This is a genomic window from Fontisphaera persica (genome assembly GCF_024832785.1).
In the GTDB taxonomy this organism is placed as follows: domain Bacteria; phylum Verrucomicrobiota; class Verrucomicrobiia; order Limisphaerales; family Fontisphaeraceae; genus Fontisphaera; species Fontisphaera persica.
Genome location: NZ_CP116615.1, coordinates 733952 through 747088 on the forward strand (window position 1 = coordinate 733952; position 13137 = coordinate 747088).

The 13137-nt window shown below is 61.1% G+C and carries 12 protein-coding genes; 2 read left to right on the top strand and 10 right to left on the bottom strand.

From position 1 onward, the window contains the following. Positions 1-22 precede the first annotated feature (22 nt). Complete coding sequence (locus NXS98_RS02735) at positions 23-967, top strand: TolB family protein (RefSeq protein WP_283846933.1); 945 nt, start codon at positions 23-25, stop codon at positions 965-967. Between the two features lie 2 nt (positions 968-969). On the opposite strand, the gene NXS98_RS02740 is transcribed toward NXS98_RS02735, so the two are convergent. Genes NXS98_RS02740 through NXS98_RS02755 form a run of 4 tightly spaced genes read right to left on the bottom strand, consistent with a single transcriptional unit; the run spans position 970 to position 5890 of the window. After that, positions 970-3876, bottom strand: coding sequence for a phosphodiester glycosidase family protein (locus NXS98_RS02740; RefSeq protein WP_283846934.1), 2907 nt, complete (start codon positions 3874-3876; stop codon positions 970-972). Beyond that, a complete protein-coding gene (locus NXS98_RS02745; RefSeq protein ID WP_283846936.1) occupies positions 3851-4552 on the bottom strand; it encodes a type II secretion system protein in 702 nt (233 codons plus the stop codon). Before NXS98_RS02745 ends, NXS98_RS02740 begins: the two co-directional genes overlap by 26 nt. Further along, on the bottom strand, positions 4549-5199 hold the full coding sequence (locus NXS98_RS02750) for a hypothetical protein (protein WP_283846937.1): 651 nt from the start codon (positions 5197-5199) through the stop codon (positions 4549-4551). Before NXS98_RS02750 ends, NXS98_RS02745 begins: the two co-directional genes overlap by 4 nt. A 25-nt stretch (positions 5200-5224) precedes the next feature. Next, positions 5225-5890, bottom strand: coding sequence for a prepilin-type N-terminal cleavage/methylation domain-containing protein (locus tag NXS98_RS02755; protein WP_283846938.1), 666 nt, complete (start codon positions 5888-5890; stop codon positions 5225-5227). Between the two features lie 109 nt (positions 5891-5999). On the opposite strand from NXS98_RS02755, the gene NXS98_RS02760 reads away from it, so the two are divergent. Next, on the top strand, positions 6000-7031 hold the full coding sequence (locus NXS98_RS02760) for a galactitol-1-phosphate 5-dehydrogenase (protein WP_283846939.1): 1032 nt from the start codon (positions 6000-6002) through the stop codon (positions 7029-7031). Here the strand turns inward: NXS98_RS02760 and NXS98_RS02765 are convergent. From NXS98_RS02765 to NXS98_RS02790, 6 genes are all read right to left on the bottom strand, one after another. After that, entirely contained in the window at positions 7015-8292 is a 1278-nt protein-coding gene (locus tag NXS98_RS02765; RefSeq protein WP_283846940.1) for a coiled-coil domain-containing protein, read from the bottom strand. The genes NXS98_RS02760 and NXS98_RS02765 overlap by 17 nt on opposite strands. A gap of 118 nt (positions 8293-8410) precedes the next feature. Beyond that, positions 8411-8818 (bottom strand): cupin domain-containing protein, encoded by a 408-nt coding sequence (locus NXS98_RS02770; RefSeq protein WP_283846941.1) that lies wholly within the window; start codon positions 8816-8818, stop codon positions 8411-8413. Between the two features lie 84 nt (positions 8819-8902). Continuing rightward, positions 8903-10510, bottom strand: a complete 1608-nt coding sequence (locus tag NXS98_RS02775) for a coiled-coil domain-containing protein (protein ID WP_283846942.1) — start codon at positions 10508-10510, stop codon at positions 8903-8905. A gap of 11 nt (positions 10511-10521) precedes the next feature. Next, positions 10522-11547, bottom strand: a complete 1026-nt coding sequence (locus tag NXS98_RS02780; protein ID WP_283846943.1) for a VWA domain-containing protein — start codon at positions 11545-11547, stop codon at positions 10522-10524. Then, the gene (locus NXS98_RS02785) at positions 11529-12500 is read right to left on the bottom strand and encodes a VWA domain-containing protein (protein ID WP_283846944.1); all 972 of its coding nucleotides are present in this window, start codon (positions 12498-12500) and stop codon (positions 11529-11531) included. The genes NXS98_RS02780 and NXS98_RS02785 overlap by 19 nt, the downstream gene beginning before the upstream one ends. Further along, positions 12497-13072, bottom strand: coding sequence for a hypothetical protein (locus tag NXS98_RS02790; RefSeq protein ID WP_283846945.1), 576 nt, complete (start codon positions 13070-13072; stop codon positions 12497-12499). The genes NXS98_RS02785 and NXS98_RS02790 overlap by 4 nt, the downstream gene beginning before the upstream one ends. Positions 13073-13137 lie beyond the last annotated feature (65 nt).

The following is a 13137-nucleotide window of genomic DNA, read 5'->3' on the forward strand; positions in this document are numbered from 1 at the left end:
CAGGGCCATTATTATTTAGGCGATGATTTTTGTTTCACATGCCAAATTTTTTGCGGGATGTCTTGGGGCCTTGCTGGCCACCGCCGTGGGGGCGCAAACCATCAATCCCATTCCCCAGCCTTACTCCGTGGCCACCAATGCCATCAATCCCTCCTTATCGCCGGACGGCCTTCAATTGGCCTATACTGCGCTGCGCCCCGCCGAGCGCATCGAAATTCTTGATTTGAACACCAAAACCAATCGTGTCCTCATAGAACATGCCCAGATGTCAGTGTGGTCACCCGATGGCCGGTGGATTGCCTATCAACAGGTCCGCACGGTGCCGGGAATATTTTCACCGGGTAGTCTCATGCGCGTAGTCGAAACCATGGTGATGGATGAAAGGGGAGGCCGTCCCCGTTTTATCTACCCCGGGAGCCGCCCTCATTGGAGTGCCGACGGGCAACGCTTGTTTGTCGTGGATGATAACCAAGCGCAAATTGTGGCCTGCCGGGTGGATAAAGCGGAAGACCAGCCGCCCGTGTATTGGACGTTGGACAAAGCGCCATTAGCTTGGATTTCTCCGGATGGGCGAAGGGTGGCTGTCCTGACCAACGAAAACATGGCCGTGTTTGGACGCGAGAAGCAGGAACTGCAATTCCTGATTCCGGTGGGGGTGATGCGCCACTTATATGTCGCCTGGGGTCATGACAGCCAATACCTGATTATTGCTCTGGGTTCTCCGGAGCCTGAAGGGGATTCTGCGGGGTTATGGTGGGTGGATTTGCAGGCGCAGAAGATACATCGGTTGGCCAAAGGGGAGTGGCGGGCCTGCTCTGTGCCGGCCAAGGGCGGGCCATTGGCGTCTGCCCATCAGTCGCCCAATCTGGCGCGTATCTGGGTTTTCCCCTCAGAATGGCTGGAGGCACGCAAGGCCGGACGCGTTCCCCCGTTTGAACCACCCTCACCCCCACCCCCCAAAGAGTAATTTCAAGGGGAGCCGGGCGGCAGGATTTCCCGCAGCCGGAAGAATTGCAGCATTTCCATGCCCGGATTGGTGTAGGGGCCGGAGGTCACCGGGCCGGGCACATTGGTCCAAATCACCGGCGGCTGCAGGTTGGTGGTCATCTGTAACACGAATCCCGAACCGCTCCAATCCAACACCAATTTTCCCTGACTTAAAGTCGCTCCTAGAAGCGGCGGCTCTGGCGGCGGTTGATAGACGGCGGTGGCGGTGAGGTTGGTTCCGAGACTGAGCATCAGCACGGCTTGGGTGGAGGCGATTTGGTTGTCCACCAACCAATGCTGGAAGCGTTGCAGACCCGCCAGCAAGGGTGCCGTGAGGGTGATGGAAGTGGCATTGGTGTAATGGCGCGTATAGGGAGTCAATGCGCCCGCCAGTTGATTGGTATCTGGCGGTTGTATTTCAATAGCCACCCCTTCATGGGGATTGACCGAGTTAACGGACACCGCCCACACCGGCGGCGGGGGCGGGTCTCTAAACACGGCAGTCACGGTGTAATTCGTGTCCATCTCAATGGCCCATTGGCGGTTGGTGGTGACCGGGACTCCATTCAGCCACCATCCGGCAAATAATTTTTCGCCCACCACGGTCGGCGCCGTAAGCGTGACGATGGCGCCGTTGGTATAGGTCCGTGTCATGGGGGTATCCGCGCTGGCCAGTCCTTGAGCATCGGCTGGCTGCACGGTGATGCCCACATCGGCGGGAGGATTCGTGGATTGGATGCTGAGCGTCCAATAAACCACCGGCGAGGGCGCGACGTACACGGCTTCCAAAACCCGGTTGCTGTTCATGTTCACCGTCACGGTCAAATTGGAGCTGAAGGCCGCGCCGTCCAACCGCCATTCCTTGAACACCAGCCCGCCCACCGTCTGCGTGGCGGTGAGCGTGGCCGTGGCATTGGGATAATAGAACCGCTCAAAGGGCGTGATGCCGCTGGCCATGCCATAATTGTCATTGGTGGCGAGGATGATGGGCACCGGCAGCGAGACATCGGAAGCCACCACGATGAGAGCGTTGGTTTGCAGCACGCTGCGGGTGTAATACAAAGCCGTGCCGAACACAATGTCGGGACTGGTGGCGGAGTAGTTATGGACCTCCACCGCCAGATGATTCAATCCCTGAACGAGGTTGGTGGCGACCAGATTGCCGCTCACCGTGAAGAGGGCAGGCGCTTCGGCTGCGGCATCTCCATATTGGGGGTGAACGCCTTGCTGATAAGTGGGCGGCCCGGCTGGAAAGCCATTGGCCAAAGTGGTGCTGGTAATGACCGCCGGCGCGGCGGGCATCCGCAGCCGGTACAGCTCGGCGCCATTGAGATAGAACACCGCGCCGTCATCAATTAAATTGGAAAACACCAGCGAAACCCCGGCCGGACTTGTCGGAAATTCAAAGGTGGTGCGGAAATAATACGTGATGGGCAGGGGCGGGCTGGCGGAGGGCACCCCGGGGCCGCGTGGACTGGGAAGCGGTGTGTTTTTGGGAAACACGTAATCATTGTCTTCCACATACAGCAAACCGGGGCCGGGGCCACCCCAGGAGGAATCATTATAGGCCGGTGTTTTCCAGGCGGGGGTGTTGTCCATGCTGTTGGTGTTGTATTTCCAACTCTGGGTGACGGGAAACACCAGCTCCATGGGGGCAGACCCGCCTCCCACTGGCGGCGGGTTGGTTTGGGTGAGGAAGAAACAAATGGGACTGGCGTACTCGACTTGATTGGAGCGCGAAAGCAACCGGAAATAATTGGTGCGCCCCGGCGGCAATCCGGTGAGCAATACCGTGTGGTTGGTGGTGGGCGTGGCGATGAAGGGCGAGGCATTGCCCAGCGCCGGTGTTAAACCATATTCCACTTGGGTGGTGCCGGCAAAGGGGGTGTCCCATCGCACCATGGCCATGCTGCGACCGGCGGTCACGCGCGAATTTTGCAGCGGCTCAGTGGTGAGGGACTTGGCATAAAAGCCAATGTTGTGGCCCACCGAGCGCATGGTGGTCTGGCCGCCCGTGGCATAATAGATACTGGGGTCATTGAGAATCACCGGGTCGCCGCATTCATTGGCCATGACCATGCAAGTGGACCCGCCCCCATCCAGGTTCATGCCGTTATACGCGCCAAACAGAATCAGCCAGTCGGCCGTCTCATAATCCTTGGCGCCGTCGCTGTCGGATTGACGGCCGTCAATCACCAGCATGATGACGTAGCGGCGGTCGGCGGAAATGCCAATGGCGGTGCGCGGTTGCACGCGGTGGGTGGTGTCGTTGTTGTTGATGTAATCCCACCCCACATTCACGCCGTTGACCACCAGCGGATACATCCCCGGAATGGCGGTGTAGAGGCCGTTGGTGTCACTAAAGGTTTGTGCGCCGTAAGGAATAAAATCGGGCACCATGTTGGTGGTAAAATAAAGCAGCGATTCCGCGTCCACCGAGGAGTCGGCCGGGGAAACCAGCACGCCTTGAGAGATGGCCAGGCCGTGAATCCAGGTGGCTGCACCATCGGGGGTGGAATAGGCGGTATTGCCGCCGTAATGCGCGCCATTGATGGCCACGCGCAATTGGTTTTCCCGCAGAAAATTGCCGGGCCGATGGCTGTACGTTTCCCGCGAATTGGCCAGCCAGTTATTGGTGTTGGGCGGCGTGGTAAAAACGCGCACATCGGGGTCCCGCAAATCCACCCGCAAAGCCCGCACCACATGCGGATTGCCGGACCAGCCCGCGGTATTCGTACCTTGTGCCAGTTCGATGCCTTTGAAAATCGGTTTCCAGGGCGTGTAATAAATTTCCGCCTCCAAAGCAGGGTACCCGCCTGCCCAGAGCAGGACCAGCCCACAAAAGAGGCCGAAGCGGTGGGCCCTAATCGCCGCTGAATTTGTACTCATAACCGGGAATGGGGTCGCGGGTGTAGGCGGGATTCATCCCGTCATAATAAATCGGGATGCGTTTGACGTGACCGTCCACAAAAGCCACCACGCTTTCGGCGTTATTGTAGAAGGGAGCATTGCGCCTGCCGGTGCGGCTCTTATGCCACGAAAGCGGGGCATGCGCCGTCCATTCCATCACCAGCAGCGTGCGGTCGGGCTGGCGGATGCTGCCCACCTTGCGCCCGGCGATGTTGGGCAGACCGGGAAGGTTGACCCCGTTGAAAACATAACTGTTGTAGGCATGTTTGGCGCTTTCGCAAAACGGCACCGCTTCATCGCTCAGACCTTCGTAGCCCCTATCACTGGGGCAGGCAAAAATCTTGTCCCTGGACGGCGGGCTGTTGGGTCGGGTCTCGCCCCGGATTTGTTCCTTGTACCACCACCAGCCGCCGGGCGGTTTGTTGTAGGTCATGGCCGGCAGTGTGTCCTGATGGTTGCCCGCATAAAATTTCAAAGCCGCGGCCACTTGTTTCAGATTGGTGTGGCACACCATTTCCCGCGAGCGCTCGCGCAGCCGTGTGCCCAGCGGCCAAAATAGGCTCAGGAGCAGCAGGACCAGCGCGCAGATGACCAAAACCTCCGTTTGGGTCACCCCCCGGCGACGGTTCGGCGTTGGCGGTGCGACGGGCTTCATGGCTTGACGGTAGTATCAGCCAGCGTTTCCCTGGTCCATACCGTGTACCAGGCCTCGAACCATTGGCGGGCTGAGGCGTTATGGGTGGGGGCTGGTTTCTGCCAAGATTGATTGACAATGGCCTTGTGCAAAACCCCCTGAGCGAGCATTTGCCGCAACGGGATTTGTTGCGGCGCGCTGCCGGTGCATAAAGCCACCACCCGCCCCGCCTGCCGTGCCGCCAGTTGCATTTGTTCCGGATTCAGCTCTGGCGGCCGCAAAAAAAGCACCACCACATCCCCGGTCTTGGCCCGCCGCACGGCATCCAAAAATGCATCCGCCGTCAGACCGGTGGAGCGCAGCGGATCCAATTTAATGAAGTTGGTGATAGCCACGGTTTTGCCAGCGGCACGGATGGCCGCACAAAAAGCTTCCGCCTGCGCTTGCGCCGCCGGCACATCAAAACTTTGGTAATCGCGCACGAAGAGCAGCACACGGCCCTGGGGGCCGAGCAGAGGCAGCGTTTCCTCGGCCACCACCTGCCCCAGGGCCCGGTGCGGGCGTGGATCGAAGTCCGGCCGGGGATCGCGAAAGAACCACGCCAGCCATATCAGGGAAAGTACGATGACGCTGGCGGCGGCGATGTTTATGCCCCGGGAATTGCCCATGGTGAACTCCCCGGCCTGCGATGCATTAGAACGGCGCCCGCGGACGGGCGAACACCACATTGGTCACGCCGCTGGCCAGGGCAGTGCTGATTTGCTCCCGCAGACGGTCGGTGCGCATCAGGTGCACGCTGCCGTCACTCAAAAGAATGTTGCCTTTTTCATTGTGCACGCGCTTGTCCCACGCGGCGTCAATGGAAGTGCCGTAGGCTTCATTCCACATCAAGTCCAGATAGCCTCCCCCGCCGGTGACATTGTGGTCGCCGCTCAATATGCTGTGCGGCTTGGTTTCCTCGGCGCTGGTGCCTACAAAATAACTGACATCCTTGTCGCCCATTAAATAGTCCCAGCGCGTTTCCGCCACTTTGTCCACATCTTCAGGGCAAACCAGCAGGCGTGTATTGGCTAATTGATTGGAGGCCACGCGGAAATGGTCCACCCACATGTCCGAATCCTGGCTCCCGCCGTCAGCCACCTTGAGATGCCAGGGAAACCGTCCGTTGTTGTCCCCGGCCCAAATCCGCCAGCCAATCCCAATTTGGCGCAGGCGGTTGCTGCAATCAATGCGCTTGGCCCGGTTTTTGGCCTGAGCCAGTGAGGGCAGCAGCAGGGCGGCGAGGATGGCGATGATGGCGATGACCACCAGCAGTTCGATGAGCGTAAAAGCAGCGCTCCGCTGCACGCGTTTGGTCATACAAATTATTCTCAGACTTACATTAGCCCAAATAATCCCCGCCGTCAATCTCCCCGCCCAAATGTCACTCGACAAGGTTGCCCGCGTTGCCTTTATCATGCGCCTGCGCATGAAGGCATTATTGCTGACGGATTACCGGCGCCTCGAGGTTGCCGATTTCCCCGCCCCAACACCCGGGCCGGATGAATTATTGGTGCGGGTGCGGGCGTGCGGCATTTGTGGCAGCGACATCCACGGCTATGACGGCAGCAGTGGCCGGCGGATTCCACCCCTTATCATGGGGCACGAAGCCGCCGGCGTGGTGGAGGCGGTGGGAGGCGCCGTGAGCCGCTTTCAGCCCGGGGACCGGGTGACCTTTGATTCCACCGTGTACTGTGGCCAGTGCGCTTATTGCCGGGCTGGCCAAATTAATTTATGCGACCGCCGCCAGGTGCTGGGCGTGTCCTGCGGCGAATACCGGCGGCACGGGGCTTTTGCCGAGTACGTGGTGGTGCCGGAGCGGACGGCGGTGGCGTTGCCGGAGGATTTGTCATTCGTCCACGCCGCCCTGGTGGAGCCGGTGTCCATTGCCGTGCATGCGGTGAACCGCTTGCCCATACGTTTGGGGGACTCGGCCGCAGTGGTGGGCACGGGCATGATTGGCTTGCTGGTGGTGCAGGCGTTGCGGCTGGCCGGCTGTGGAAAAATTGTGGCGCTGGACGTGGAACCGCGCAAGCTGGCTCTGGCCCGGGAACTGGGAGCCGATGCCGCCCTGGATGCCCGTGACCCGGAGGCGCCCGCGCAGGTGGCCGCGATGACCGGCGGGCGGGGAGTGGACGTGGCCGTGGAGGCAGTGGGCGCCGCCGCCCCGGTGCAGTTGGCCATCCGCTGCCTGCGCAAGGGAGGCGCGCTGGGGCTGGTGGGCAACGTTACTCCCAACATTGAGCTGCCCTTGCAGGCCGTGGTGACACGCGAATTGACACTATATGGGTCATGCGCCTCGCAAGGCGAGTATCCCGCCTGTCTGGAGCTGTTGCGGCGCGGGGCAATGCGCGTGGAGCCCTTAATCAGCGCCCGCATCCCGCTCGAGGCCGCCCCGCAATGGTTTGAACGGCTCTACCAGCGCGAGCCCGGTTTGCTCAAGGTCATTGTGGAACCGTAGGAGGGGCGGGAGCGTTGGAGGTGGCTGGAACGGCGCTGAGACGTTCCACCCAGTACCCCCCTTGGCGCAGGTATTGCTGGTAGGCAGTCTCGCCCATCATTTCCCGCATGGTCCGCTCCACTTCCGCGCGCAAGGCCCGGGCGCCCGCCTCGACTTGTTCTGGCGTCAACCCGGGGTGGGTCACCAGTTGCCGGTATTGCTCCTCGGCCGCGCGCTTGAGGTCATGCACCGTGGAAGCCGTTTGTGCGGGCAGTTTAAGCTGCTGCATCGTTTGGTAAATCTCACGATAAGCCGGGTCCCGCGTGCGCTCGTATTCTCCGTAGCGGTCGCCCAGCGTGTTTTTTAATTCAATCTCGCGCTGGCGCTCCAGGTTTTGGAGGGCTTCGGGCGTGAGTGCGCCGGCGGCTTGCAGCGTCTTGAGCTGTTCCTGGTAGCGCTGCTCGATGGCAAACACCTGCCGGTAATTCTCCTCGCTGGCTCCGCTGAAGGCGCTCATCCGCGTTTGCAGCTCCACGCCCACAGGCGAGACGCGCATGTCGTATTCCCGCAATTCCTCGGGGGTTAGCAGGGCGCGAATTTCCTGCTCCTGCTGGTTTTGCCAGGTCTCCAGTTGCGCGCGCAGTTCCGCGGTCAGGGGGCCTTCGTGTTGCAGCGCGAAGTCCTCGCGCAGATCATTGTATTTTTCTTGAATCTGCCGGATGCGCGCCCGCTTGGCTTCCGGCAGGAAGGCCAGTTGCCGGTCTTGTAACTGAAGATAGGGTGTTTGCCGGGCCATTTCCGCCTGGTAATCCACCCCTAGAAGATTGCGCACCAGCTCGCGTTTTTCGCGTTCGAGCTGGCGAAGCTGGCGCTGGAATTCACGCGCTTGAGCCGGGCTGACGGCGGCCGTGCCGGCCAGCCAATACTGGTTGGACTTGAAGTAAGGGTTAATGGCCTGTTGTTTCTGGGCGTAGAGCTTGTTGATGTCGGTGATGATGATGTCGCGAATGGTCTCTTCCGGGCAGCCGATGGCGCGCAGGTTGGCAATGTAGGTGCGGTAGTCGGGGGACTCCACGACACGCCACACATTGGTGATTAAGCCCGCCAGGTTGGTGGCGGCCAGCCCCGGGCGCACCACCCCGCGCACCACCACATTGGTGACGGTTTCCTTAACCACCTGCGGCGGTGGCGGCGCGGGTTGTCGCTGCCACAAATAGACCAGCGTCCCCGCCAGCAGGACGTTTAGCGCCACCGAAACCATCAAGGGCCACCGGCTGTTCATGCAGGCAGTTTAGCAGGTCCCTTGATTTTAACAAGAACCCACGGCCCGCGGGAGACCACCTTTGTCCTTCAACGTCAAACGGCAACGCGGTCTTTGCGCGTGGACACAGGGCAGGGGATTAGCCAGCGGGGGCCGAAGGCTCACTGGCGGTGGGTTCAAAATAATCATCCTCGGCAATGTCGGGAATGCCAATCACCAAGACCCGCATGCGTCCGCGCGCCCCATGGACCACCCCCGGCGGAATGTGGACCAGCGAGCCTTGGGTAACCTGGTGCTCCACGCCGTCCAGAACCACTGCGCCGCTCCCCTCGAGCACGTAGTAAATTTCGGTGGAGCGCAGATGATAATGCGGTTTGGCTCCGTCAATATCCACCGCATGCGCCCAGGCCGCCGGGCCCAGGGCCGCATCTTCGCGGCTGATGAGGCGGCAGCGCCAGCCGCAGGCGCTGCGTTCGCGCGGGGCTTCGGCTTCATGCCGTACCAAGGTGGGACGGCCCGGAGCCGGCTTGGGGTGATTGGTTTTCATGGGTAGGCCTTGAGTTATATCCCAGGCGTTGTCCGCTTGCTCTGGCAGGCGGGCGCTTTGGGTCGGCCAGGGCCGAAAACAGACTTACCAATTTTTGAAAATCCGGTTCTGGTCTGGCGTATAGTCTTCGGTGGGCGCACGGCGGGCCTGCTCATACTCGCGCTGTTTGTCTTCGTCCTTCACCTGATGGAGCAGCGACCAGAAACTTTCCTGCTGGTCCTGTCGGCGTTGCTCGCTCTTTTGCTGTTGGTCCGGTTTTTGCGGGTTGCGGGCGGCCAACTGCTGGCGCAGGCGGGCCAGTTCCTGCCGGGCCTGTTCTTCCCCCACGCGTGCCTGCTCGTTGTTTTCCGGCTGCACTTCCTGGGAGCGCTGGAAACTGGTAGCGGCCTTTTCCATGTGCGCGATGGCGCTTTCGAGCGACTTGGCCTCTTCCTGGGCGGCCCGTTGGCGCTCCCGTTCGCCGAGTTCATTCAACAAGGCCGGCAATTTTCGCTGCAGGTCGGCGATTTTAGGCGGGGCGGCGGTGTTTTCCGGATTGATTTCCAGCGCTTCCTGATAGTGGTGCAAAGCGCTGAGCATTTGTTGGGTGGCCTGGGCCAGGTCCCGGTTCTGTTGCCGCTCGCCCTCCTGCGCCTGCTGGTCGCCACGTTGCATGTGCAGATTTTCCAGAGCTTCTTTCACTTCCTCCGCCCCCTGTTGCGCCATTTCATTATTCCGGTTCAACTCCAGGGATTCCTCATATTTTTCCAGCGCCTGCTCGTATTTGTCTATGGCTTCATCGGGATTGCGCTGGCTCATTTGCTGTGCTTCCTGTTGGAGCTGCCGTCCTTCCATGGCCAGTAATTGCGCCAGCTTTTCCTGGACGCGCTGCTCGCCCTGCGCAGCCTGTTGATTTTGCGGGTCCAGGGATTTGGCCTCCTGAAAATCCGACAGCGCCTTGCGCAATTCTTTCATGGCCTGCTGGCGCTCCCAGGAGGGCGGGTGGCTCTTGGCCAAGGTGGCATCCGCGCGTTGTTCCTGGCGTTCGGCCTTTTGGGTGAACTTCTCCGCCAGCTCTCTTTCGGTGGCCTGCCGCTGTTGCTGGCGCTCCGAATTTTGCGGGTCCAAATGCTCGGCCGTGCGTTGATGGTCCAGCGCCGCCTGCATGAGCTGAATCTGGTTTTCGAGCCGACTTTGTTTGCGGGCCTCGCGCAACAAATCCGCCGCCAGCCGGGCATGGAGCTGGGCCAGCCGTAATTCGACCACCTTCAAATTGTGGCGGACGACTTTGTCTTTCGGTTGATTGACGAGGTAAATACGGTAGGACTCGCGGCTTTGCTCCCAAAGCTGCAGCGTGGTTTGCGGGTCCGTCTGTTCCAGCGGCTCGCCCCGGCGAAAAGACACATTGCCAATTTGCACCCACACCCGGTCCCGCAATTTGGGAGGCAAATCACGCGTGGCCAATTCCTGCCAAAGCTGGTCGGCGCGGTCATAGTCTTTGGCTGCATAAGCCGCCACCGCTTCGTTGTATTGCAGCCACGGATCCGTCGGCCGCTGGCTGCGCAGCTCGCGCAGGACGGCGGCGGCCTGTTCGGGCTGGTTTTCCTTGAGGGCACGGCGGGCGGTACCCAGGTCAGGCGCAGCGGCCTGGGCCGATGAAATCCATAAACCGCCCAGAACCAATCCCGTTCCGATGATGGTGCGCGCGTTCATGTGAGACAGACTTAAGTTACCCGGCGCCGTTCATTTAGCAACCCTTCAATCATCAGCAACAGAATGCCCAGCGCCAGCGGGATTTGATAAACCTCCTGAGGGTCCGTGGATTTGCGGACATGCGTGCCCTTGGGCAATCGCTTGATGTGTTGTTCGTAAAGCCCCAACAACGCCTTGCCGCGTTCATCCTCCAACCGGGCATACGCTCCCTTGCCCGCCGCGGCCACTTGTTGCAACACGCGCTCATTCATCCGGGACACGACTTCGCGGCCAAATTCATTTTTGGCAAACTTGACGGGCTGACCCCACGTGCGTTCGGGAAGGCGTGCCCCCGCCGCGCTGCCCACGCCGAGCGTAAAGACGGCCACCTTCTGTTGCGCGGCCTTGCGCGCCGCCAGAATGGCATCGCCTTGCAGCTCCTCCCCATCCGAAACCACCAGAATGGCCTTGCCGGCCTCCTGTTTGGCTTCAAACGATTTAAGCGCCAGCTCAATGGCCGCCGCAATATCCGTTCCGGGTTTGGAAACGGAAGTGGTGGACAAGGCCAGCAGTGAGCGCTCAATGGCGCCATGATCCTGGGAAATCGGCGAAATCAAAAAGGCCTCCCCCGCAAAAGCAATGAGTCCCACCCGGTCGCCCGACGGCTGGCGCAACAATTGCGTCAACGCGCGTTTGGCAGCCGTGAGGCGGTTGGTGCCGGCGGCATCTTCCGCCAGCATGCTGCGGGAAATGTCCAGGGCAATGAAATAATCAATCCCCGGCAGCTCCACGCGCACCTCGCGGTTGCCCAGCATGGGACGAGCCAGGGCGATAATCAGCAGGGTCAGGCCCCCCAATAGAAAAACCAGCTTTTGCCGGCGGCGGGTGTAGTTCACCGCCTGGAGCAGGGCCTGCTGCAGCCGCGGCGCCACCACTCGATTCAACAAGGCGCGGCGGCGCCCGGCGGCCCAGCGCCACAGCCAGATGGCGCCGGGGATGACCACCGGAATCAACAGCAGCCACCACGGCTCGGCAAATCTCAAGGTAGTTTCCGCCATACCGTATGAGCGAGTAATAATTCGAGCAACAACAGGGCGAGGGCGGCGGCCACCAGCCAGGGCGCCAGCTCGCGATACACCCGCTGCTGGCCCTCTTTGAAGCTGGCTTTCTCCAGCAGGTCAATTTGCTGATACACACTGCGCAGCCCCGTGAAGTCAGCCACCTGAAACACCTGTCCGCCCGTCAATTTGGCCATCTGCGCCATCTCGTTGCGCGACAGATTCACCGTGGCCATTTCCTTGAAGTCAATGATTTGAATCACATGCACCCGCACCCCCAGCGGCGCAATGGCGCGGGCCACCTCCTCGGGCCGGGGGCCTTGATTTACCTGCTCGGCATCACTTACCAGAATAATCACCTTGGTCTGGTTGGTGGCTGGCAACAAATGTTCCGTGGCAATCAGCACGCCGGAACCGGGGGCGGTGCCGCGCCCGTTTTTCTCCGTGGCGATGCGTTGAATGAGATAGTCATGGTCCAGCGTGAGCGGGCTGACCAGAAAAGCTTCCGCGTCAAACCGTACCAGCCCCAGCCGGTCCTTGGGGCGGGCGCGCATGAATTCGCTGATGACTTTGATGAGCGCCTGGGCGCGCGTCACTTTGCGCCCCTCCATGGTGAAGTCGCGTTTGTTCATGGTGCTGGAAAAATCCAGCACCAGCATGATATTGATGCCCTTGGCCTCCACATCTTTCATGCCTTTCTCCACCTGCGGCCGCGCCAGCGCCAGCAACAGCAGCGCCAGCGCCAGCAACCTGAACCACCACAGCCAGCGTCCATGCCGGAAGCGGGTGCGTTGGGCGGCCGGCTTCAACAGGTCACCCGTGGAAAAAGGCACGGCGGCCACGGGCGCCCAGCGCCCCCGCAGCCAGGCCCACAGGGGCAGCAACAGCAACAGCGGCAGCAGCCACCAGGATTCAAACCGGAAGGTTTCAAACCACGGTTGCAGCTCTTTCATGCGCGCACCTCCTTGCCGGGGGCTGGCGCGGCGGCGGCTCGGGCGGCCTGCTGCTCAGCGGGGGTCAATGGTTTGAATTGCGTTTCCGTCACAAAAATCACGGCGGCCTGGTGCAGCATTTCCAGCTCGTCCACCTCGGCGGTGCCGCGGGCAAACTTGAGGAAATCACAGCACTTCAGGAAGTGCCCCAGCTTTTCCTGGTGCGCCGGCGCCAGCTCGGGGGCATGGCGGGCCTCCGCCAGAAATTCCTCGGTGGAACGCCGCGGGGCATGAATGTTGAAGCGGCGCTCAATATACCGGCGGACAATGCCGGAAACGCAGATGGCATAAGGCCGCGAGTTTTCGCGGGAAAGTTGCCGATGCGCCTTTTCCAGCTCGCTCAAGGCATCCTCCAGGGCCTGCTGGGCGGCCGCCTCAGGCGTAACCTCCAGCCGCAGTTGGCGCCGCCGCCGCCAGACCAGGTAAGCGAGCAAGACTGCCGCCAAAGCCCCCATGACCACCTGCAGCCAGACCGGCCAAGGGCCGGATGGCTCCAGCAGTTGCAGGTCATCAATGATGTTGGTGTAGGTCATGCCAGCCCAAAAGTCTCCTCAGACCGGCGCGCCGGCCCACGGCAACTCCAATGATGCGCCTGGGT

What these genes read in the sequence shown, in the direction of transcription:
- NXS98_RS02735 (WP_283846933.1), top strand. Translation starts at nt 23, where the DNA reads ATGATTTTTGTTTCACATGCCAAATTTTTTGCGGGATGTCTTGGGGCC.
- NXS98_RS02755 (WP_283846938.1), bottom strand. Translation starts at nt 5,890, where the DNA reads ATGACCAAACGCGTGCAGCGGAGCGCTGCTTTTACGCTCATCGAACTG.
- NXS98_RS02785 (WP_283846944.1), bottom strand. Translation starts at nt 12,500, where the DNA reads ATGAAAGAGCTGCAACCGTGGTTTGAAACCTTCCGGTTTGAATCCTGG.
- NXS98_RS02760 (WP_283846939.1), top strand. Translation starts at nt 6,000, where the DNA reads ATGAAGGCATTATTGCTGACGGATTACCGGCGCCTCGAGGTTGCCGAT.
- NXS98_RS02770 (WP_283846941.1), bottom strand. Translation starts at nt 8,818, where the DNA reads ATGAAAACCAATCACCCCAAGCCGGCTCCGGGCCGTCCCACCTTGGTA.
- NXS98_RS02765 (WP_283846940.1), bottom strand. Translation starts at nt 8,292, where the DNA reads ATGAACAGCCGGTGGCCCTTGATGGTTTCGGTGGCGCTAAACGTCCTG.
- NXS98_RS02740 (WP_283846934.1), bottom strand. Translation starts at nt 3,876, where the DNA reads ATGAGTACAAATTCAGCGGCGATTAGGGCCCACCGCTTCGGCCTCTTT.
- NXS98_RS02775 (WP_283846942.1), bottom strand. Translation starts at nt 10,510, where the DNA reads ATGAACGCGCGCACCATCATCGGAACGGGATTGGTTCTGGGCGGTTTA.
- NXS98_RS02780 (WP_283846943.1), bottom strand. Translation starts at nt 11,547, where the DNA reads ATGGCGGAAACTACCTTGAGATTTGCCGAGCCGTGGTGGCTGCTGTTG.
- NXS98_RS02745 (WP_283846936.1), bottom strand. Translation starts at nt 4,552, where the DNA reads ATGAAGCCCGTCGCACCGCCAACGCCGAACCGTCGCCGGGGGGTGACC.
- NXS98_RS02790 (WP_283846945.1), bottom strand. Translation starts at nt 13,072, where the DNA reads ATGACCTACACCAACATCATTGATGACCTGCAACTGCTGGAGCCATCC.
- NXS98_RS02750 (WP_283846937.1), bottom strand. Translation starts at nt 5,199, where the DNA reads ATGGGCAATTCCCGGGGCATAAACATCGCCGCCGCCAGCGTCATCGTA.